10 protein-coding genes, 2 rRNA genes and 1 pseudogene are annotated in these 22168 nt (G+C 70.6%); 11 read left to right on the top strand and 2 right to left on the bottom strand.

Annotated features, from left to right (window positions below; all coding sequences use genetic code 11):
* Positions 1 to 139: 139 nt before the first annotated feature.
* The 5 genes and pseudogenes from ET495_RS07900 to ET495_RS07880 all read left to right on the top strand — a co-directional run bounded on the left by ET495_RS07900 (position 140) and on the right by ET495_RS07880 (position 5420).
* Positions 140 to 937, top strand: coding sequence for an electron transfer flavoprotein subunit beta/FixA family protein (locus tag ET495_RS07900; RefSeq protein ID WP_129204029.1), 798 nt, complete (start codon positions 140 to 142; stop codon positions 935 to 937).
* 14 nt (positions 938 to 951) lie between these two features.
* Positions 952 to 1944, top strand: a complete 993-nt coding sequence (locus tag ET495_RS07895; RefSeq protein WP_129204027.1) for an electron transfer flavoprotein subunit alpha/FixB family protein — start codon at positions 952 to 954, stop codon at positions 1942 to 1944.
* A 92-nt stretch (positions 1945 to 2036) separates the two neighbouring features.
* Positions 2037 to 3196, top strand: a pseudogene (locus ET495_RS07890) (cysteine desulfurase family protein).
* Complete coding sequence (gene mnmA, locus ET495_RS07885; protein WP_129204025.1) at positions 3193 to 4392, top strand: tRNA 2-thiouridine(34) synthase MnmA; 1200 nt, start codon at positions 3193 to 3195, stop codon at positions 4390 to 4392. Before ET495_RS07890 ends, mnmA begins: the two are co-directional and overlap by 4 nt.
* Positions 4389 to 5420, top strand: coding sequence for a uroporphyrinogen decarboxylase/cobalamine-independent methonine synthase family protein (locus tag ET495_RS07880; RefSeq protein ID WP_129204023.1), 1032 nt, complete (start codon positions 4389 to 4391; stop codon positions 5418 to 5420). Before mnmA ends, ET495_RS07880 begins: the two co-directional genes overlap by 4 nt.
* A 21-nt stretch (positions 5421 to 5441) precedes the next feature.
* On the opposite strand, the gene ET495_RS07875 is transcribed toward ET495_RS07880, so the two are convergent.
* Positions 5442 to 7640, bottom strand: coding sequence for a prolyl oligopeptidase family serine peptidase (locus ET495_RS07875; RefSeq protein WP_129204021.1), 2199 nt, complete (start codon positions 7638 to 7640; stop codon positions 5442 to 5444).
* Between the two features lie 195 nt (positions 7641 to 7835).
* Between ET495_RS07875 and adhE the strand changes: the two genes are divergently transcribed.
* The 3 genes from adhE to ET495_RS07860 all read left to right on the top strand — a co-directional run bounded on the left by adhE (position 7836) and on the right by ET495_RS07860 (position 14713).
* Positions 7836 to 10553 (top strand): bifunctional acetaldehyde-CoA/alcohol dehydrogenase, encoded by a 2718-nt coding sequence (gene adhE, locus ET495_RS07870; RefSeq protein ID WP_425471219.1) that lies wholly within the window; start codon positions 7836 to 7838, stop codon positions 10551 to 10553.
* Positions 10554 to 10881: 328 nt separating this feature from the next.
* A complete protein-coding gene (gene ligA, locus ET495_RS07865) occupies positions 10882 to 13344 on the top strand; it encodes an NAD-dependent DNA ligase LigA (protein ID WP_129204017.1) in 2463 nt (820 codons plus the stop codon).
* A gap of 16 nt (positions 13345 to 13360) precedes the next feature.
* The gene (locus tag ET495_RS07860) at positions 13361 to 14713 is read left to right on the top strand and encodes a wax ester/triacylglycerol synthase domain-containing protein (protein WP_162616404.1); all 1353 of its coding nucleotides are present in this window, start codon (positions 13361 to 13363) and stop codon (positions 14711 to 14713) included.
* Positions 14714 to 14780: 67 nt separating this feature from the next.
* Here ET495_RS07860 and ET495_RS07855 read toward each other — a convergent pair whose 3' ends face one another.
* Entirely contained in the window at positions 14781 to 15377 is a 597-nt protein-coding gene (locus ET495_RS07855) for a GNAT family N-acetyltransferase (protein WP_129204013.1), read from the bottom strand.
* Positions 15378 to 15840: 463 nt separating this feature from the next.
* Between ET495_RS07855 and ET495_RS07850 the strand changes: the two genes are divergently transcribed.
* From ET495_RS07850 to ET495_RS07840, 3 genes are all read left to right on the top strand, one after another.
* Positions 15841 to 16497: a HEAT repeat domain-containing protein gene (locus ET495_RS07850; protein WP_211340934.1), complete on the top strand. Its 657-nt coding sequence runs from the start codon at positions 15841 to 15843 to the stop codon at positions 16495 to 16497.
* 560 nt (positions 16498 to 17057) lie between these two features.
* Positions 17058 to 18575: ribosomal RNA gene (locus ET495_RS07845) — 16S ribosomal RNA — on the top strand.
* A 447-nt stretch (positions 18576 to 19022) separates the two neighbouring features.
* Positions 19023 to 22124: ribosomal RNA gene (locus ET495_RS07840) — 23S ribosomal RNA — on the top strand.
* Together the 16S and 23S rRNA genes form the textbook arrangement of a ribosomal RNA operon.
* Positions 22125 to 22168 lie beyond the last annotated feature (44 nt).

The raw sequence follows: 22168 nt of genomic DNA, 5'->3' as shown, positions 1-22168 counted from the left end.
CGCGTCAGCGGGCGCACCACGGGGCGTGGTGCCTGCTTCTCTCCGGCTCGGGCGTCCATGCGTTCATGCTCGCCTACCGAGACGGGCAGGGCCACCCCCTGGCGCGTCGTGGCGTGGGTCCCGGGTACTCTCGGTGCTCGTGCGTATCGTCGTCCTGCTCAAGTACGTCCCGGACATCTCCAGCGACCGGCGGTTCGCCGAGGGACGCATCGTGCGCGACCCTGCTGAGGGGTCGCTCAACGAGCTCGACGAGAACGCCGTCGAGGCCGCGCTGCGGCTCGTCGAGGCCGCGCCCGACGCCGAGACCTCGCACGTGGTGGCCGTGACCGTCGCCCCCGAGACGGCCGACATCGTGCTGCGCAAGGCCTTCCAGATGGGTGTCCACCGCGGCATCCGCGTGTCCGACGACGCCCTGGCCGGCTCCGACTACTTCGGCACGACGGCGGCGCTCGCGGCCGCCGTGCGACGGCTCGGCGAGGAGGAACCGGTCGACCTCGTCGTCACGGGCATGGCTGCGCTCGACGGGCTCGGCTCGGTGGTCCCGGCGCTGCTGGCCGACGAGCTCGGCTGGCCCCAGCTCACGCTCGCGACGTCGGTCGCGCTCGACGGTTCGACGCTCACGATCACCCGCGAGAGCGACGACGTCGTCGAGACGCTGTCCGCGCCGCTGCCGGCGGTGCTGTCGGTGTCCGACGCGGCCAACAGCCCGCGCTACCCCAACTTCAAGCTCATCATGGCCGCGCGCACCAAGCCCGTCGAGACGTGGGACGCGGCCGATCTTGAGCTCGACCCGGCCGACGTGGGCGCCGCCGGCGCCCGCACCGCGACGGTCGAGGCCGCCGCGCGCCCCCCGCGCCCCGAGACCGAGCTCGTCGTCGACAAGGGCGAGGGCGGCACGGCCCTGGCCGACTTCCTCATCCGCAACGACCTGGTCTGACGAGAGAGGCCCCGATGACCCGCCCCACCGTCCTCGTCCTGCTCGACAGCCCCGAGAGCGCGGTCACCGAGGTCCGCTCACCCGTGCTCGAGCTCCTCACGATCGCCCGCAGCCTCGGGCGCGTCGACGTCGTCACGCTGGGCGCGCCCAGCGTCGAGGTCCTGGCCACGCTCGGCGCGTACGGCGCCCAGGCCGTCCACCAGGCCACGCTGCCGACGACGCTGCCCCCGCAGGCGCACCACGTCACCGCGGTGCTCGCCTCGGTGCTGGTCGCGGCCGTGCGGCGCACCGACGCCGACGTGCTGCTCGTGCCGTCCTCGTTCGCCGGCAAGGAGGCCGCGGCCGTGGCCGCCGCCCGGCTCGGCGCGGGCTTCGTCGCGGACGCCTCGGGCGTCGCGTGGAGCGAGGAGGGCGCGCCCCTGCGCGTCGCCAAGCGCGTGTTCGCGGGGACCTGGGACACGGTGAGCACCGTCGCGACCGACCCCGCCGTCGTGAGCGTGCGGGCCAACTCCGTGGCGGCCACGCCCGCCGACGCCCCCACCCACCCCGAGGTCGAGGCGCTCCCCGTGATCGTCGCCGCCCCCGCCGTGACCGTCGTGACCCGCGAGGTCAAGCAGCGCACGGCTGGGCGCCCGCCGCTCGAGGAGGCGGCCGTCGTCGTCGCCGGCGGGCGCGGGACGGGCGGCGACTTCGGGCCGGTCGAGGATCTCGCCGACGCCCTCGGCGCGGCCGTGGGCGCCACGCGCGACGCGGCGTTCGAAGGGTGGTTCGACTCCTACATCGGCCAGACCGGCGTCACGGTCGCCCCTCGCGTGTACATCGGCGCGGGCGTCTCCGGCGCCCCGCACCACCGCGGCGGCATGCAGGCCTCGCAGGTCGTCGTGGCCGTCAACAACGACCCCGAGGCGCCGATCTTCGAGATCAGCGACTTCGCCGTCGTCGGCGACCTCGCCCACGTGCTCCCGCAGGCCGCGGCGGCGATCCGCGCGCACAAGGCGCAGGCGTAGCCCCGGGGCGGCGCCCTGCGGGGTGCCGCACGCTCGTAGACTGGGACGCCGTGACACCCGGCGCCTACCTCGACCACGCGGCCACGACCCCCATGTCGGCGGCCGCGCTCGCGGCGTTCGTCGACGAGGCCCAGCAACCGGGCAACGCCTCCAGCCTGCACGCCGCCGGACGCCGCGCCCGGCGCGTCGTCGAGGAGTCGCGCGAGTCGATCGGGCGCGCGCTCGGCGCCCGCCCGTCCGAGGTGGTGTTCACCGGCGGCGGCACGGAGGCCGACAACCTCGCGATCAAGGGCATGTTCTGGGGTCGCCGCGCCCAGGACGTGCGCCGCAACCGCGTCCTGGTCTCCGCGGTCGAGCACCACGCGGTGCTCGACCCCGCGTTCTGGCTCGCCGGTCACGCGGGCGCCGAGATCGTGCTGCTGCCCGTCGACCGCGACGGCCGCGTCGACCTCGACGCCCTGCGCGCCGACCTCGCCGCGCACGCACAGGAGACGGCGCTGGTCAGCGTCATGTGGGCCAACAACGAGGTGGGCACCGTCCAGCCGGTGCGCGACGTGGTACGCATCGCGCACCAGGCGGGCGTGCCCGTGCACACCGACGCCGTGCAGGCCGTCGGCCAGGTCGAGGTCGACTTCGCCGCCAGCGGCGTGGACGCGCTGACCGTCACCGGGCACAAGCTCGGCGGGCCGCTGGGGGTCGGCGCGCTGCTGGCCCGCCGCGACCTGCCGCTCGAAGCCGTCCAGCACGGCGGCGGCCAGGAGCGCGGCGTGCGCTCGGGCACGCTCGACGTGCCCGCGATCCGCGCGTTCGCCGTCGCCGTCGAGCAGGCCGTGGCCGGGCGCCCCGAGCGGGCCGCGCAGCTCGCCGCGCTGCGCGACAGCCTCGTCGCCGGGGTGCGCGAGGCCGCGCCCGACGCCGTGCTGCACGGCACCGACCCCGCCGTCGACCCCGGCGGGCGCCTGCCCGGCAACGCGCACTTCACGTTCCCCGGCGCCGAGGGCGACTCGCTGCTGTACCTGCTCGACTCCGTGGGCGTGCAGGCATCCACGGGCTCCGCGTGCCAGGCGGGGTGCCCCAGCCCTCGCACGTGCTGCTGGCCATGGGCGTGCCCGAGGCCGAGGCGCGCGGCGCGCTGCGGTTCACCCTCGGTGCCACCTCCACACCCGACGACGTCGCGGCGCTCGTCGCGGCCCTGCCTGCCGTGGTGTCGCGCGCCCAGGCGGCCGGGCTCGTCTCGCGGAGGTCCGCATGAGGGTGCTGGCGGCGATGTCGGGCGGCGTCGACTCGGCGGTCGCGGCGGCGCTCGCGGTCGAGGCCGGTCATGACGTCGTCGGCGTCCACATGGCGCTGAGCCGCAACCGCGACCAGTTCCGCACGGGCTCGCGCGGCTGCTGCTCGATCGAGGACGCCTCGGACGCGCGCCGGGCCGCCGACGTGCTGGGCATCCCGTACTACGTGTGGGACCTGTCGGAGACGTTCGAGGAGACGGTCGTGGCGGACTTCCTCGCCGAGTACGAGGCCGGGCGCACCCCCAACCCGTGCGTGCGCTGCAACGAGCGCGTCAAGTTCGAGGCGCTGCTCGACAAGGCCACCGCGCTCGGCTTCGACGCCGTCGCGACCGGCCACTACGCGCGCATCGTGGACGGCCCAGGCGGGCGCGAGCTGCACCGCTCGCCCCACGCCGAGAAGGACCAGTCGTACGTGCTGGCCGTGATGGGGCCCGAGCGGCTCGCGCGGGCGGTCTTCCCGCTCGGCGGGTTCACGTCGAAGGCCCAGGTGCGCGCCGAGGCCGCCGCGCGCGGCCTGGCGGTCAGCGCCAAGCCCGACTCCTACGACATCTGCTTCGTCGCCGACGGCGACACGCGAGGGTTCCTGCGCGAGCGCCTCGGGTCGCGGCCGGGCGAGGTGCGCGACGTCGCGGGCCACGTCGTCGGCGAGCACGACGGCGCCTACGCCTACACCGTGGGCCAGCGGCGGGGCCTGGCGCTGGGCCGCCCGGCACCCGACGGCCGCGCCCGCTACGTGCTCGACGTGCGCACCGACACCAACACCGTGGTCGTGGGCCCGGCCGAGCTGCTGTCGGTGGACCGGATCGCGGGTGTGCGGGCGACGTGGCTGGCACCGCTCGCCGCGGCGGGCGTCGAGCCGCGGGGCGTCGAGCCGCGGGGTGCAGCGCCCGCGGGCGCTGCTGCGGAGGACCTCGTGCTGGAGGACGTCGTGCTGGATGACGTCGAGGTCCAGGTCCGCGCGCACGGGGCGCCCGTCCCGGCGCGCGTGCGTGCGGCCGGGGAGGGGCTGGTGGTCGAGCTCACGGGCACGCCGCTGCGCGGCGTCGCGGCCGGTCAGTCGGTCGTCGTCTACCGCGGCACGCGCGTGCTGGGCCAGGCCACCGTGTCCCGGGCCTGGCGTGCGGCGCGCGCCGAGGCGCCGGCCGGGACGCCCGGATGACGGGCGTCAGCGGCCACGGCCCGTGGCCGGGTGCCGAGCACGACGAGCTCGAGGCCCAGCAGACGGTGCTCGGCGATCTCGCGGAGCTGCCCGCGGGCGTCGACGCGGTTCCGTTCCTCACGCAGCTCGCGAGTCGCGGACCGGGCGCGGACGCCGTCGGCCGCACCGCCGCGCTGCTCGCGGAGCTGCCCGTCGAGCTCGGCCCGCACGGCTGGAGGCTCACCGCGCACGCCGGTCTCGACCAGCGCCGGGCCGAGGGGTTCCTGCGCGAGGACCTCGGCGCGCTCGCCATCGCTGCGCACGGCTACAGCGGTCCGCTCGCGGTCGAGGTCGTGGGCCCGTGGACGCTCGCGGCGACGTTGTGGGCGGCACGCGGCGACCGCGTGCTGGCCGACGTCGGCGCCCGCCGCGACCTGTCGCTCGCGCTCGCCGAGGGCGTGCGCGCCCACCTCGCGGCCGTGCGCGCGCAGGTCCCGGCGCTGGGTGACGTCGTCGTGCAGCTCGCCGAGCCTCGGCTCGGGGCCGTCCACGCGGGCGTGCTGCCCACCTTCTCGGGCTACTCGCGCCTGCGTGCCGTGCCGGGGCCGGACGTGGTCGAGGGCCTGCGGCCCGTGATCGAGGCGGTGCACGACGCCGGGGCGCGGGCCGTCGTCCACCTCGGCGACACGTGGGCGGGGCTGCCGCCCGTCGTGCTGGCGGGCGCGGACGCGGTGGGCCTCGACGTCGGGGCGATCGGCTGGCAGGAACGGGCGTGGGAGCTGGTGGCGCGTGCCGTGGAGCGGGGGATCGGTCTGTGGGCGGGGCTGCCGCCCGTGCAGGTCTCGCAGTGCGCGGGGCCGATGCTGGGCGAGCTGGTGCGCCTGGTCGACGAGCCGTGGCGGCGCGTCGGCCTGCCGGCGTCGAGCCTGGACGGCGTCACGCTGCTCGCCGCACCGCGCGGCGCGCCTGCGGGCGTCGACGCGCACCGCGCCGAGCTGGCGAACCTGGGCCGCGTGGGCGAGGCCCTCGCCGAGCGCGCCGCGGCCTGACGCCGTCCAGGCCCGGCGTCGTCAGCGCAGACCCAGGCGCTCGCCGAGGAACTCCCACGCGAGCGCCGCCATGTGGGCCGCCTGCGCGTTGGTCGCGGCCCCGCCGTGGCCTCCCTCGACGTTCTCGTAGTAGGTGACGTCGGCGCCGACGACGTCGAGCAGCGCCGCCGCCTTGCGTGCGTGGCCGGGGTGGACGCGGTCGTCGCGCGTGGAGGTCAGCAGGAGCACGGGCGGGTACCGGCGACCGGCCGCGATGTGGTGGTAGGGGGAGTACTCCCGCAGGTGCTCCCACTGGGCGGGGTCGTCGGGGTCGCCGTACTCGGCCGTCCAGGAGGCGCCGGCGAGCAGGTGCGAGTACCGCTTCATGTCGAGCAGCGGCACCTGGATGACGAGCGCCCCGAACAGCTCGCGGTAGCGCGTGAGCATGTTGCCGATCAGCAGCCCGCCGTTCGACCCGCCCTGGGCGCCGAGGAGGGCGGGCGTGGTCACACGGCGCTGCACGAGGTCGCGCGCGACGGCGGCGAAGTCCTCGTACGCCCGGTGCCGGTGGCGCCCGAGCGCGGCCTGGTGCCAGGCGGGCCCGTACTCGCCGCCGCCACGGATGTTCGCGACGGCGTACACGCCGCCCTTCTCCAGCCAGGCCCGCCCGAGCCCGCCCGAGTACGCCGGCGTCAACGAGACCTCGAACCCGCCGTACCCGTACAGGAGCGTCGGGGCGGGCTGCGCAGGCTCGCGCCACCGGCGGTGCAGGACGCCCTCGCGCCCGACGACGAAGTACGGCACGCGCGTGCCGTCGTCGGACGTGGCGAAGTGCTGCTCGGCGACGAGCCCGGCCGCGTCGAAGAACGCGGGGGCGGACTTGAGCGGGTCGAGGGCCGCGCCCTCCGTGCCGACGGTCGCGAGCGAGAGCGTCGACGGCGTGAGGTAGCCGGTGGTGACGACCCACACGTCGTCGCTGTCCACGGGGTCGACGGCGCGCACGCCGACGGTCGCGACGGGGTCGGTCTCGGGGAACGGCGTGCGGGTCCATGGGCCGGCCGGGCCCTGGCCGCCGGCCGACGGGGGCGGCGTGAGCACGTGGAGCCGGTTCTTGACGTCGTCGAGGACGTTGAGCACCAGGTGGTGGCGGGTCCAGGTGGCGCCGGCGAGCGACGTCGTCGGCGTCGGTTCGAACAGCACGGTCAGGTCGCGCGAGCCGGCGAGGAACGCCTCGGCGGGCGCCGCCAGCAGCGACCCGGCGCGGTGGACGGTGCCGCCCGTCGCCCAGTCGTCGCGCAGGTCGACCAGCAGCCACTCGCGGTGGAAGCCGACCTCGGCCGACTCGGGCACGTCGATGCGGGTCAGCGCCTGCTCGGGCGTCCCGGCGCCCGTGACGAGGAACGTCTGCGAGCGGTAGAACGCGATCGACCGTTGGACCAGGTCGCGCTCGAAGCCGGGCGTGCGCGAGCGGCGCCCGGAGATGTACAGGTCGTCGTCGCGTCCCTCGTAGACGAGGGTGGCGTCCTCGATCGGCGTGCCGCGGCGCCACAGGCGGACGGTGCGGGGGTAGCCGGAGGTCGTCGTCGTGCCGGGGCCCAGGTCGGTGAACACGTACACGGTGTCCTCGTCGGCCCAGGCGAGCCCGCCCTTGGCGCCGCCGGACGACGGGTCGTGCGGCGCGGTGGCGCGCTCGAAGCCCTCGGGCGCGGGCACGAACCGCTTGTCGACGAGGTCGAACTCGCGTGTGACGTCGGCGTCCGAGCCGGCGACCGAGAGGTCGACGAGGGCGCGCCGCCACGGCGCGCCCTCGTCGAGGCGGTCGGGGTCGGGCCGCAGCACCGACGCGCCGTGCCAGACCCAGCTCACGCCCTCGGTCCGCGCGAGCGCGTCGAGGTCGAGCACCGTCTCCCACTCGGGAGCGTCGGTGCGGTAGGACGCGAGGGAGGTTCGCCGCCACAGGCCTCGCTCGTGCGCGCCATCGCGCCAGAAGTTGTAGAGCCGGTCACCGATCCTGGTGACGTCGGGGATGCGCTGGTCGGAGTCGAGCACCTCGAGGACGGCGTCTCGGGTCGCCTCGTATGACGGCTGCGACGCGAGCGATCGCCGGGCGTGTGCGTTGCGCTCGCGGACCCAGGCGAGCGCCGCGGGGCCTTCGACGTCCTCCAGCCATGCGAACGGGTCCGCTGCGTCGGGGTCGAGCGGGGTGGCGGGGAACGGGTCGTGGTCTGCGGCGATGCCCATGCTTCGGCACCCTAGCGGCCACCTGTGCGCGGCGGCCTGCGAGGGGCTCTCGCGCGGGCGGGCCGAGCGCCCCGAGCACGGGTAGTGTGACGCACGTCACGTCTGGCCCATTTGTGGTCTGACCACAGTTGTGAAAGTCTTCACATGCAACAGGGACGAGCGGGACCCACGAGGTCCCTCAGGAGGAGAGAACCCGTGAGCACGACCACGACCAAGAAGGCGAAGCCGGTCGACGAGACCGCCGCTGTGACGGACCCCGCGGTGGAGGTGGACGCCCTCGTCCAGCGCGGCCTGCGGGCCCTGGCGGCCTACGCGTCCTTCACGCAGGAGCAGATCGACCACATCGTCAAGAAGGCGTCGGTCGCCGCCCTGCACGAGCACGGCAACCTGGCGAAGCTGGCCTTCGACGAGACCGGCCGCGGCATCTTCGAGGACAAGGCCACCAAGAACATCTTCGCGTGCGAGCACGTCACGCACTCGATGGCCGGCCTCAAGACCGTGGGCGTCATCGCCCGCGACGAGCTGCGCGGCGTCGTCGAGATCGCCGAGCCCGTCGGTGTCGTCGCCGGTGTCACGCCCGTGACCAACCCGACCTCGACCGCGATCTTCAAGAGCCTCATCGCTCTCAAGACCCGCAACCCGATCATCTTCGGGTTCCACCCCAACGCCCAGCAGTCGTCGCTCGCCGCCGCGAAGATCGTGCGCGACGCCGCGATCGCCGCCGGCGCCCCCGAGGACTGCATCCAGTGGATCGAGCACCCCTCGATCCAGGCGACCTCAGAGCTCATGAACCACCCGGGCGTCTCGCTCGTGCTCGCCACCGGCGGCAACGCGATGGTCCGCGCCGCCTACTCGACCGGCAAGCCGGCCCTCGGCGTCGGCGCGGGCAACGTCCCCGCCTACATCGCCCGTGACGCCAAGCTGGGCCGCGCGGTCAACGACATCGTCCTGTCCAAGGGCTTTGACAACGGCGTGGTGTGCGCCTCCGAGCAGGCCGCCATCATCGACACCGAGATCTACGACGCGGCGCTCGCGGAGTTCCGCAAGATGCACGCCTACGTCGTCAACGCCGAGGAGAAGGCGAAGCTCGAGGAGTTCTTCTTCGGCGTCACCGCCAACTCGGAGAACTGCGCGGGCGCCAAGCTCAACGCCGCCGTCGTCGGCAAGTCCGCCGTCTGGCTGGCCGAGCAGGCCGGCTTCAGCGTGCCCGAGGACACCTCGATCCTCCTGGCGGAGATCTCGGGCGTCGGCCCGCAGGAGCCGCTGAGCCGCGAGAAGCTCTCGCCGCTGCTGGCGGTGCTGCGTGCGCGCAACACCGAGGAGGGCATCCGCCTGTCCGAGCAGATGGTGGAGTTCGACGGCCTGGGTCACTCGGCCGCGATCCACACGCAGGACAAGGAGCTCTCGGAGAAGTTCGGCCACCGCGTCAAGGCCGTCCGCATCCTGTGGAACCAGCCGTCGGCACTCGGCGGCATCGGCGACATCTACAACGCTCTGATCCCGTCGCTCACGCTCGGCTGCGGTTCGTACGGCCACAACTCGGTCTCGAACAACGTGTCGGCCGTCAACCTGATCAACGTCAAGCGCGTCGCAAGGCGGAACAACAACATGCAGTGGTTCAAGGTCCCGCCGAAGACGTACTTCGAGCCGAACGCCATCCAGTACCTGGTGGACATGCGCGGCGTCGAGCGGGTCACGATCGTGACCGACCGCGTGATGAGCACCATCGGCATCGTCGACAAGGTCCTCGACGTCCTGCGCCGGCGCACCAACGAGGTCGCCGTGCAGATCATCGACACGGTCGAGCCCGAGCCGAGCGTCGAGACCGTCGCCCGCGGCGCCGAGCTCATGAAGGACCACCGTCCTGACACGATCATCGCCATCGGCGGTGGCTCGCCCATGGACGCCGCGAAGGTCATGTGGCTCAAGTACGAGAACCCCGAGCTGGAGTTCTCCGACCTGCGCGAGAAGTTCTTCGACGTGCGCAAGCGCGCGTTCCAGTACCCGACCCTGGGCAAGGTCGCGCAGCTCGTCTGCGTGCCGACGTCGTCGGGCACGGGCGCCGAGGTCACGCCGTTCGCCGTCATCACCGACCACGCGACGGGCTTCAAGTACCCGCTCGCCGACTACGCGCTGACCCCGTCGGTCGCGATCGTCGACCCGGTGCTGACCGCCTCGATGCCGGCCAAGCTCGTCGTCGACTCGGGCATGGACGCCCTGACCCACGCCACCGAGGCGTTCGTCAGCGTCTACGCCAACGACTTCACCGACGGCCTGGCGCTGCACGCGATCAAGCTCGTCTTCGAGAACATCGAGAAGTCCTTCCAGGGCGGCGCCGGCCTCGACGAGGCCCGCGAGAAGATGCACAACGCCGCGACGATCGCCGGCATGGCGTTCGGCAACGCGTTCCTCGGGATCGTGCACGCCATGTCCCACACGGTGGGCGCCCAGTTCCACCTGGTCCACGGCCGCACCAACGCGATGTTCCTGCCCTACGCGATCCGCTACAACGGCCTCGTCCCGGGCAAGGTCACCGGCTGGCCGAAGGCGGAGAAGTACATCGCCCCCGAGCGGTTCCAGGCGATCGCCAAGCACCTGGGCCTGCCGGCCTCGACGCCCGAGGAGGGCGTGGAGTCCTACGCCCGCGCGGTGCGCGAGCTGGCCGACCGCATCGGCGTGGAGAAGTCGTTCGCCGAGCAGGGCGTGTCCGAGAAGGACTTCATCGGCGGCCTCGACGGCCTGGCGATGCGTGCCTACGAGGACCAGTGCGCCCCGGCCAACCCGCGCCTGCCGATGCTCCAGGACATGAAGGACATCATGGTCGCGGCCTACTACGGCCTGACCCGCGAGGACGTCGCCGCCAAGCGCCGCGACGGTGTCTCCTACCTGGACATGAACCCGGGCAAGGCCTGAGTCGGTCCTGACGCCGGGGCCGCGGCACCGCCGCGGCCCCGGCGGAAGCTCCCGCCGTCAGCCCCTCCTCCGGGCGCAGACGGCGGACGGCACCCGGTTCGTGGCCCGGGTGCGCACCCCGTACGGGGTGCACCCCGCCCCCGGGTTCGTGGCCCCGGGGGCGGGAAACCGTACGAGCGGGATCGTGGCCCCGCTCGTACCGCGCCGGTTCGTCCGGCGCCGGCGTCCGGATCGTGGCCCGGACGCCCTGACGGGGCCTGGTGGCGCATCGCGCCGCCGGGCCCCGTCCTGCATCGTCGGTGTCGGAGCCTTCGGCGAAGATGGACCCGTGAGCGAGACGACGACGAACCGGGCTGCGGCCGAGCTCGACGAACAGGCGGCGCAACGCCGCTGGGCCGAGCTGCGCAGCCTGGTCGAGGCCGACCAGCGCGCCTACTACGAGCAGGACTCCCCGCTGGTGTCCGACGCCGAGTACGACGCCCGGATGCGCGAGCTGGCGGCGCTCGAGGCCGCGCACCCCGCCCTGCAGACTCCCGAGTCGCCGACCCAGCGCGTGGGCGGCGTGGCGGCGACGGGCTTCGCGACGGTCGAGCACGTCGAGCGCATGCTCTCGCTCGACAACGTGTTCTCGGTCGAGGAGCTGCGCGACTGGGACGCCCGCGTGGCACGCGACCTCGGCGCGCCCGACGTCGGCTACCTGTCCGAGGTCAAGATCGACGGCCTCGCGATCGCGCTGCTGTACGAGCACGGCCGCCTGACCCGGGCGGCGACCCGTGGCGACGGCCGCACGGGCGAGGACGTCACGGTCAACGCGCTGCGCATCGGCGACATCCCGCAGCGCCTCGCGGGCGAGGGGCACCCCGCGCTCGTCGAGGTTCGCGGGGAGATCTTCATCCCGACGGCGTCCTTCGCCCGGCTCAACGAGCTCCAGGAGCAGATGCGCGGGCGCGCCGTCGCGCAGGCGCGTGAGCGGTCGCAGCGGGCGGCCACCTCCCGCGCGTTCGACGAGGACGCCGCCCGCGTCGCCGCCACGCGCCGGTTCCCGACGTTCGCGAACGCCCGCAACGCCGCCGCGGGTGGCCTGCGTCAGCAGCTCGACAAGAAGGACGGCCTCGAGGCCGAGGCGGGCCTGGCCCGGGTCGAGGCGTTGCGGCTGTACGTCCACGGCATCGGAGCCCTCCAGTGGGAGGCCGGCGAGCACGTCACGCTCGACCGGCAGTCCGACGCCTACGCGCACTTCGCGCAGTGGGGTCTTCCGGTCTCGCCGCACAACCGCGTCGTCCCGGGGGTCGATGCGGTCGTCGAGATGATCGAGCACTTCGGCACGCACCGGCACGACATCGAGCATGAGCTCGACGGCATCGTGGTCAAGGTCGACGCGCTCGCCGACCAGGTGCGCCTGGGCGCGACCAGCCGCGCCCCGCGCTGGGCCATCGCCTACAAGTACCCGCCCGAGGAGGTCAACACCCGCCTGCTCGCGATCCAGGTCGGCGTCGGCCGCACGGGCAGGGCCACGCCCTACGCCGTCATGGAGCCGGTCAAGGTCGCGGGATCCACGGTGCGTCAGGCGACGCTGCACAACCAGGACGTCGTACGGGCCAAGGGCGTGCGCATCGGCGACGTCGTCGTGCTGCGCAAGGCGGGCGACGTCATCCCCGAGATCGTCGGCCCCGTCACGGCGCTCGCCGACGACGGCTTCCCGCGCGAGGACTTCGTCATGCCCGCGGCGTGCCCCGAGTGCGGCACCCCGCTGCGCCCCATGAAGGAGGCCGACGTCGACCTGCGCTGCCCCAACGCTCGCTCGTGCCCCGCGCAGGTGCGTGGCCGTGTCGAGCACATCGGGTCGCGCGGCGGGCTCGACGTCGAGGCGCTGGGCGAGGTCACGGCGTCGGCGCTCACGCACCCCGAGGTGCCGGCCGAGCCGCCGCTGCGCACCGAGGCCGGGCTGTTCGACCTCACGCTCGACCAGCTCCTGCCGATCGAGGTCGTGGTCCGCGACGCCGAGACGGGCCTGCCCAAGGTCGACGACGACGGCGTCGCACGCCGCCGCACCCCCTTCCGCAAGAAGCTCACCTACACCAAGGCGCGCCGTGCCCAGGCGGAGGCCGACGGCGAGACCCTCCCCGAGTGGGAGCCGTCCGCGCAGGCCGTCACGCTCCTGCGGGAGCTCGAGCAGGCCAAGACCAAGGACCTGTGGCGTCAGATCGTCGCCCTCAACATCCGGCACGTCGGGCCGGTCGCGGCGAGGGCGCTCGCGGACTGGTTCGGCTCGCTCGACGCCGTCCGCGCCGCGAGCCTCGACGAGCTGTCCGCGGTCGAGGGCGTCGGCCCGGTCATCGGTGCGGAGCTGCGGGCGTGGTTCGAGGTCGACTGGCACGTCGAGATCGTGGAGTCGTGGACCGCCGCGGGCGTCCGGTTCGCCACGCCGGGCCACCCCGGCCCGGCGGCGATGGCGGCGCGCGCCGCCGCGGGCGCCGCGCCCACGGGCCCGCTCGCGGGCCTCACCGTGGTGGTGACGGGATCGCTCGACGGATACTCGCGCGACGGGGCGAAGGAGGCCATCATCGCGGCCGGCGGCAAGGCGGCCGGTTCGGTCTCGAAGAAGACCGACTACGTCGTCGTCGGCGAGAACGCGGGGTCGAAGGCCGCCAAGGCCGAGACGCTCGGCGTGCCCGTGCTCGACGAGGCCGCGTTCACGCGTCTGCTCGCGGGCGGCCCGGCCGCCCTGGTACGCGACGCCGCCGACGACGAGGGGGCAGGGGAGGATGCGCCGGACGCGTTCGCGGAATGACCCCCGCGCCCTGACGGTGACCGAGCGCGGCGAGCTCGCGTTCGACGTCGGCCCCGACCCGCGCACGATCGGCGTCGTACTGCGGCTGGCCGGGCCCGCGCCGTCGGAGGACCGGCTCGCCGCGATCCTGGCGGCCCGCCTCCCGGCCGCGCCCCGCTGGGCGAGCCGTGTGCGGCGCACGCCCGGCGAGCGGCCGCGCTGGGACCCGGTCGCTGTCGACGTCGCGGCGCACGTGCGCACGGTGCGGTCCGGCTCGGCCACCGACGACGATGTGCTGGCCGCGACGGTGCATGTCATGCGCGAGCCGTGGGCGCTGGGGGAGTCGCCGCCGTGGCGGGTGACGCGGGTGGTCACGGGCACGGGCCGCGACGCGGTCGTGCTGACGCTGCACCACGTGCTCACCGACGGCACGGGCGTGCTGGCGACGGCGTCGGCGCTGCTCGGGCTCGCACCGCCGGACCCGGGCACCGCTCCGCCGGCGCAACCGGACCCCCGCGTGCGGCCGGGTCGCGGCGCCGGCCCCCGCGTGCGGCCGGGTCGCGGCGCGGGCCCCCGCGTGCGGCCGGGTCGCGGCGCGGGCCGGGCCCCCGCGACGCACCGCGTGCTCGGCGGAGCGCGCACCCTGGCGCTGGGACTCGCCGAGCTGGCCGCGGGCATCGGCCCGCGGGCACCCCGCACGGTGCTCAGCGCCCCGATCGGCACGGGTTTCGGCCTGGCCGTCGTGGACCTCGACCTGGATCGCGTGCGCGCCGCCGCGCACCGTCACGGGGCGACGGTCAACGACGTGCTGCTCGTCGCCGGGACGGGAGCGCTGGCGGGGCTGCTCGCCCGCCGAGGTGATCCGGTCACCCGGCTGGTGTGCAGCGTGCCGGCCTCACGCGCGCGGCCCGGCGACCCCGATCGGCGCGCCCGCACGGGCGTGCTGCGCGTCGCGGTGCCCACCGCGCCCGGGCTGGCGGCCGCCGAGCGCCTGCGCCGCACCCGCGCCCGGACGTGCCGCCGCCGCCGGTTCGTCTCGGGCGAGTCGGCGCCCCTGCTGGCCTGGGGCTTCGCCACGCTCGGACGGTGGGGAGCGTACGGGCCCGTGCTCGCGCGCCAGCGGCTCATCAACACCGTCGTGAGCAACCTGCGCGGACCCGCCGAGCCGATAGCCCTGGCGGGCGTCCCGGTCGAGGCCGTCGTCCCGGTCGCGTCGGCGGCGGGCAACGTGCCCGTGTACTTCACCGCGCTGTCCTACGCGGGCCGCCTGCGCGTGACGCTGCGCGCCGACGAACGCTGGGCCGGCGAGCTGCCGGCGCTCGCGGACGACGTGCGCGCCGTCGTCGCCGAGCTTGTCGACGACGCGCCGCGGCCTCGGCTCGGCTCGTGAGGGCCGGGGCCCGGGTCCGCGCTCGGGTGGCACCTCGACGGCGCCGGGCGGGCCCGCCCGCCTGCGGCTACGTCGCCTGCGCGGCGCCCGCGGGCCGGTGCAGCATGACGACGTCGTCGTGCCGCTTCCCGCCGACGTCGAAGGTGCGCGTCCCGACGACGACGAACCCGTGCTTGCGGTAGAACGCCTGCGCCCGCGCGTTCCCGGCGTTGGTGCCGAGCCAGAGCGGCGGTGGTGTGCCGAGCCCGTGCGTGGCGGCGAGCCGGGTCGCGGCCTCGACGGCCCCCACCATGAGAGCGGAGGACGCGCCGGTGCCGAGCGCCTCGGGGTGGGCGTAGATCTTCGACAGCTCGACGACGGGCCCGGTGCTCGCGGCCGCGTCGCGCAGCACGCGGGCCTCGTCGCCGCCGGGCACGGCGAGCACCAGCAGGGCATAGCCGAGGAGCGTGTCGCCGCGCGCGGCGACGAGCAGCACGTGGTCGGGGCTCGCGGCCCATGTCCGGAAGTGCCCAGGCGTCAGGCGCGACGCGACGTGACGCGCCATCTCCTCGACCGGCGTGCCGGGCGGGCACGCGAGCGGGAACGTGGTGGCGGCGAGCCAGGCGACGTCGGCGGCCTCCTCGGCGCGCGCGGGGCGGACGACGACGGTACGGGGCGTGGTCACGCCGCGAATCTAGGGCATCGGCGCCGCCGCGTCGGCCTTTCTGTGCGTCGGCTTCTCTGTGCGTCGGATTTCCTGGGCGTCGGATTTCCTGGGCGTCGGCCCTACTGGGCGTCGGCTTCTCTGTGCGTCGGCTTCTGGGCGTCGGCGCGGTCGGTGCCGCCCTGCGTCGCATCCGGGTCGCAGCTCGTTCGTGGTCACCGACCGGTCTCCGGCCGCCTAGCGAGCACCCCTGGCCTCGTGGCTCGTCGGCGTTCGCCGCAGCGCGTCACCAGCGGGCTGCGCAAGCACGGCGCGCCTACGGTGGTCGGGTGACCCGCCGACAGGACTACGCCCGCGAGCTCGCGGCGGTCGTCCCCGAGGGCCGGACGCCGTCCGCGCCTTCCTCTCCGACCGTTCGGGTCTGCCCGGTCCGCGCGGGAACCTCGAGCTTGCCGAGGCGTGGGCCGACGCCGGTCCTGAGGCCATGGTGCGCGTGCTCGCGGACGACGCAGACGAGTTCCTGCGGTTCTGCGGCGTCGTGGGGCTCGGCCGACTGCTTGCCGAGGCATCGTGTGCGTCGCGGTCCGGCGGTGCTGCGCCGGAGCCTCCCCGCGGCGCGGCCGGTACGGAGCCGGAAGGCTCGCCGCACCCCGCGGCCGTGGCGCGTGAACTGACCGCGATGCTGCGTGGTCGCGCCACCGACGCCTCCTGGCGCGTGCGCGAGGCGGTGGCCATGGCGCTGCAGCGCGTGGGCGACAGCGCTCCGGCGGTACTGCGGTCCCTGGCGACCGAGTGGGCGGCGGACCCGCACCCGCTCGTTCAGCGCGCGGCGGTCGCCGGCATCTGCGAACCTCGCCTGCTGGGCGACGAGACGACGGCGGCGGCCGCGCTCGACGCCTGCGCGACGGCGACGGATCGGCTGGCTCGCAGGCCGACGTCCGAGCGCCGGGGGGCGGACGTGCGCGTGCTGCGCCAGGGCCTTGGCTACTGCTGGAGCGTCGCCGTCGCGGCCGCGCCGATACCGGGCCTGCCCAGGTTCCTCGGACTGACGGATGCCTACCCGGGTGACAGCGACGTGGCGTGGATCGCTCGGGAGAACGCGAAGAAGAAGAGGCTCAGCGCGCTGCTCGTCGCGACGTGACATCCCAGGTCACAGGCCGGTGGGGCGGTGTCGCGGGGAGGCCGCCGCGGGGCCATGGGGCTGTTGTGTGCGCCGTCACCGCGCCTGAGGTTGTTGGCACTCCACAGGACGTGTAATGTTCTACGACGTCAGCCCGACGGGCAGACGGACTCCGCACGGAGGCCGCGCCGGGGCATGAAACTCACACCGAAAGTTCTCAGAGGGCTTAGTGCGCTCTGCGGGCGGGGTGGGGGCCTTCGAACTGATTTCCACGAAGCGATTCGGCGGCCGAGATTCTCGGCCTCACGGATTAGGCAGAGGGAAAAACGTCTGATAGGTTGAAGACATCGCCCCGAGAGGGACGGAGAAAAGCAAAGATCTCCGAATCCACGGTGTGCGTCGGTTGTTTGAGAACTCAACAGTGCGTTTGATAGTCAATGCCAAATTTTTGAACCCGGGCCGCGCATGCTTTGGTGTGTGTGGTTTGGATTCCTTTGGACAAATCAAGCAGTTCAGCTTGGTTCTGTCAGTGTTGAATGAACCGTATGGTTGTTACCTCGTTTTCGGGGTGGCGCGATACTTTTACGGAGAGTTTGATCCTGGCTCAGGACGAACGCTGGCGGCGTGCTTAACACATGCAAGTCGAACGGTGAAGCCCTTCGGGGTGGATCAGTGGCGAACGGGTGAGTAACACGTGAGCAACCTGCCCTTCACTTCGGGATAAGCCTTGGAAACGGGGTCTAATACCGGATATGAGCCTTGCCTGCATGGGTGGGGTTGGAAAGTTTTTCGGTGAGGGATGGGCTCGCGGCCTATCAGCTTGTTGGTGGGGTGATGGCCTACCAAGGCTTCGACGGGTAGCCGGCCTGAGAGGGCGACCGGCCACACTGGGACTGAGACACGGCCCAGACTCCTACGGGAGGCAGCAGTGGGGAATATTGCACAATGGGCGAAAGCCTGATGCAGCGACGCCGCGTGAGGGATGACGGCCTTCGGGTTGTAAACCTCTTTCAGCAGGGAAGAAGCGAGAGTGACGGTACCTGCAGAAGAAGCGCCGGCTAACTACGTGCCAGCAGCCGCGGTAATACGTAGGGCGCAAGCGTTGTCCGGAATTATTGGGCGTAAAGAGCTCGTAGGCGGTCTGTCGCGTCTGGTGTGAAATCCCGAGGCTCAACCTCGGGCTTGCATCGGGTACGGGCGGACTAGAGTGCTGTAGGGGAGACTGGAATTCCTGGTGTAGCGGTGGAATGCGCAGATATCAGGAGGAACACCGATGGCGAAGGCAGGTCTCTGGGCAGTTACTGACGCTGAGGAGCGAAAGCATGGGGAGCGAACAGGATTAGATACCCTGGTAGTCCATGCCGTAAACGTTGGGCACTAGGTGTGGGGGCCATTCCACGGTTCCCGTGCCGCAGCTAACGCATTAAGTGCCCCGCCTGGGGAGTACGGCCGCAAGGCTAAAACTCAAAGGAATTGACGGGGGCCCGCACAAGCGGCGGAGCATGCGGATTAATTCGATGCAACGCGAAGAACCTTACCAAGGCTTGACATGCACCGGAAACTGCCAGAGATGGTGGCCCCGTAAGGTCGGTGCACAGGTGGTGCATGGTTGTCGTCAGCTCGTGTCGTGAGATGTTGGGTTAAGTCCCGCAACGAGCGCAACCCTCGTCCCATGTTGCCAGCGGGTTATGCCGGGGACTCATGGGAGACTGCCGGGGTCAACTCGGAGGAAGGTGGGGATGACGTCAAATCATCATGCCCCTTATGTCTTGGGCTTCACGCATGCTACAATGGCCGGTACAGAGGGCTGCGATACCGCAAGGTGGAGCGAATCCCAAAAAGCCGGTCTCAGTTCGGATTGGGGTCTGCAACTCGACCCCATGAAGTCGGAGTCGCTAGTAATCGCAGATCAGCAACGCTGCGGTGAATACGTTCCCGGGCCTTGTACACACCGCCCGTCAAGTCACGAAAGTTGGTAACACCCGAAGCCCATGGCCCAACCACCTTGTGTGGGGGAGTGGTCGAAGGTGGGACTGGCGATTGGGACTAAGTCGTAACAAGGTAGCCGTACCGGAAGGTGCGGCTGGATCACCTCCTTTCTAAGGAGCTCACCAGTGTCTGCCTGGGGCCTTCGGGTCTGGGGTGGGTGCTCATGGTGGACCACGCGCCGGCCGAGTGTGCTGGTGGTGGTGCTCTGGGTGGAACGTTGACTGTTGTCCGTGCCCTGTGTTGGTGCTGGTCAGTACGCCTGCTTGCAGGTGGGAACGCTGGTGCTGGTGTGGGGTGGGGGCGTGAACGCACTGTTGGGTCCTGAGGCAACCGGCCGCGTGGTCGGGGGTGCTCAGTACGGGTCACTGGTGGGGTTTCCGAACCGGTCGTGTCCTTGCTTCCCTGTTGTGGGGGTGGGGGTGTGGTCAGGCGGTCCTGGTCTGGTGGGTTCGTCCGTAGCTTGAGAACTGCACAGTGGACGCGAGCATCCAAGATGTTCAAGGCGGCGATCCCTTTGGGGTTGTCGTCCCTGACGTCTCTGTAGTGTGATCATTTTTGTTGAAGTTTTTAAGGGCACAGGGTGGATGCCTTGGCACCAGGAGCCGAAGAAGGACGTCGTAGCCTGCGATAAGCCTCGGGGAGTTGGCAAACGAGCTGTGATCCGAGGATTTCCGAATGGGGGAACCCACCCGCGGTCATGCGCGGGTACCCGCACCTGAATATATAGGGTGTGTGGAGGGAACGCCGGGAAGTGAAACATCTCAGTACCGGCAGGAAGAGATATTCCGTGAGTAGTGGCGAGCGAAAGCGGATGAGGCCAAACCGCGGCAGTGTGAAAGCTGTCAGGCGTTGCTGTCGCGGGGTTGTGGGACCTTCTAGCAGTTGCTGACAAGACTGCAGCCAGTCAGAAAGTCGCGTCATAGTCGAACCGGGTTGAATACCGGACCGTAGAGGGTGGTAGTCCCGTAGACGAAATGTCGTGGCCTGGTTGAGGGGATCCCAAGTAGCACGGGGCCCGAGAAATCTCGTGTGAATCTGGCAAGACCACTTGCTAAGCCTAAATACTACCTGGTGACCGATAGCGGACTAGTACCGTGAGGGAAAGGTGAAAAGTACCCCGGGAGGGGAGTGAAATAGTACCTGAAACCGTGTGCCTACAATCCGTCGGAGCCTCCCTAGCTGGGGTGACGGCGTGCCTTTTGAAGAATGAGCCTGCGAGTTAGTGCTCGGTGGCGAGGTTAACCCGTGTGGGGAAGCCGTAGCGAAAGCGAGTCCGAATAGGGCGCCCATAGTCGCCGGGTCTAGACCCGAAGCGAAGTGATCTAGCCATGGGCAGGTTGAAGCGACGGTAAGACGTCGTGGAGGACCGAACCCACCAGGGTTGAAAACCTGGGGGATGACCTGTGGTTAGGGGTGAAAGGCCAATCAAACTTCGTGATAGCTGGTTCTCCCCGAAATGCATTTAGGTGCAGCGTCTCGTGTTTCTTGCCGGAGGTAGAGCTACTGGATGGCCGATGGGCCTCACCAGGTTACTGACGTCAGCCAAACTCCGAATGCCGGTAAGTGCAAGCGAGGCAGTGAGACTGCGGGGGATAAGCTCCGTAGTCGAGAGGGAAACAGCCCAGATCACCGGCTAAGGCCCCTAAGCGTGTGCTCAGTGGGAAAGGATGTGGAGTTGCACAGACAACCAGGAGGTTGGCTTAGAAGCAGCCACCCTTGAAAGAGTGCGTAATAGCTCACTGGTCAAGTGATTCCGCGCCGACAATGTAGCGGGGCTCAAGCACACCGCCGAAGCCGTGGCAGTGCAGCGATACCCTAGCCTTCGTGGTTCAGGGCTGTGCTGGGTAGGGGAGCGTCGTGTGGGCGGTGAAGCCGCGGGGTGACCCAGCGGTGGAGACCACACGAGTGAGAATGCAGGCATGAGTAGCGAATGACGGGTGAGAAACCCGTCCGCCGAATGACCAAGGGTTCCAGGGCCAGGTTAATCCGCCCTGGGTAAGTCGGGACCTAAGGCGAGGCCGACAGGCGTAGTCGATGGACAAGGAGTTGATATTCTCCTACCGGCGAAGAACCGCCCGTACCGAACCTCGAGATGCTAAACGCCCCAAGACCACGCCGGCACCTTCGGGTGCCACTGTGGAGGCGGCGCGTGACCCGATCGGGTAGTAGGTAAGCGTATTAACAGGGGTGACGCAGGAAGGTAGCCCGGCGTGGCGATGGTAGACCACGTCCAAGCCCGTAGCCCGGTGTGTAGGCAAATCCGCACACCATCAAGGGTGAGAGGCGATAGTGACCGCGTATGCGGGATATCGGGTGATCCTCAGCTGCCAAGAAAAGCCTCGACGCGAGGTTCTAGCCGCCCGTACCCCAAACCGACTCAGGTGGTCAGGTAGAGAATACCAAGGCGATCGAGCGAATCGTGGTTAAGGAACTCGGCAAAATGCCCCCGTAACTTCGGGAGAAGGGGGCCCGAACCGTGAACACCCTAGCGGTGGGAGCGGGGACGGCCGCAGAGACCAGGGAGAAGCGACTGTTTACTAAAAACACAGGTCCGTGCGAAGTCGCAAGACGATGTATACGGACTGACGCCTGCCCGGTGCTGGAAGGTTAAGAGGACGAGTCAGCGTAAGCGAAGCTCAGAATTTAAGCCCCAGTAAACGGCGGTGGTAACTATAACCATCCTAAGGTAGCGAAATTCCTTGTCGGGTAAGTTCCGACCTGCACGAATGGCGTAACGACTTCTCCGCTGTCTCAACCGCGAGCTCGGCGAAATTGCACTACGAGTAAAGATGCTCGTTACGCGCAGCAGGACGGAAAGACCCCGGGACCTTTACTATAGCTTGGTATTGGTGTTCGGTGCAGTTTGTGTAGGATAGGTGGGAGACTATGAACCCCGGGCGCCAGCTCGGGGGAGTCAACGTTGAAATACCACTCTGACTGCTTCGGACATCTAACCTCGGTCCGTGATCCGGACCAGGGACAGTGCCTGGTGGGTAGTTTAACTGGGGCGGTTGCCTCCCAAAATGTAACGGAGGCGCCCAAAGGTTCCCTCAGCCTGGTTGGCAATCAGGTGTCGAGTGCAAGTGCACAAGGGAGCTTGACTGTGAGACCGACAGGTCGAGCAGGGACGAAAGTCGGGACTAGTGATCCGGCGGTGGCTTGTGGAAGCGCCGTCGCTCAACGGATAAAAGGTACCCCGGGATAACAGGCTGATCTTGCCCAAGAGTCCATATCGACGGCATGGTTTGGCACCTCGATGTCGGCTCGTCGCATCCTGGGGCTGGAGTAGGTCCCAAGGGTTGGGCTGTTCGCCCATTAAAGCGGTACGCGAGCTGGGTTTAGAACGTCGTGAGACAGTTCGGTCCCTATCCGCTGCGCGCGCAGGAAACTTGAGAAGGGCTGTCCCTAGTACGAGAGGACCGGGACGGACGAACCTCTGGTGTGCCAGTTGTACTGCCAAGTGCACCGCTGGTTAGCTACGTTCGGGAAGGATAACCGCTGAAAGCATCTAAGCGGGAAGCCTGCTTCAAGATGAGGTTTCCATGACCTAAGGGTCTGAAGGCACCCAGCGAGACCACTGGGTAGATAGGCCGGATGTGGAAGGCAGGACCAACGACTGCCGCAGCTGACCGGTACTAATCAGCCAACAACTTCAACACACACACTTCATGCAACGCGTCCACTGTGCGGTTCCCGAGAAACG

It is taken from the genome of Xylanimonas allomyrinae (assembly GCF_004135345.1).
In the GTDB taxonomy this organism is placed as follows: Bacteria; Actinomycetota; Actinomycetes; order Actinomycetales; family Cellulomonadaceae; genus Xylanimonas; species Xylanimonas allomyrinae.
Note: the sequence above shows the minus strand (reverse complement) of the source record. Positions and strands in the feature narration are given on the sequence as shown.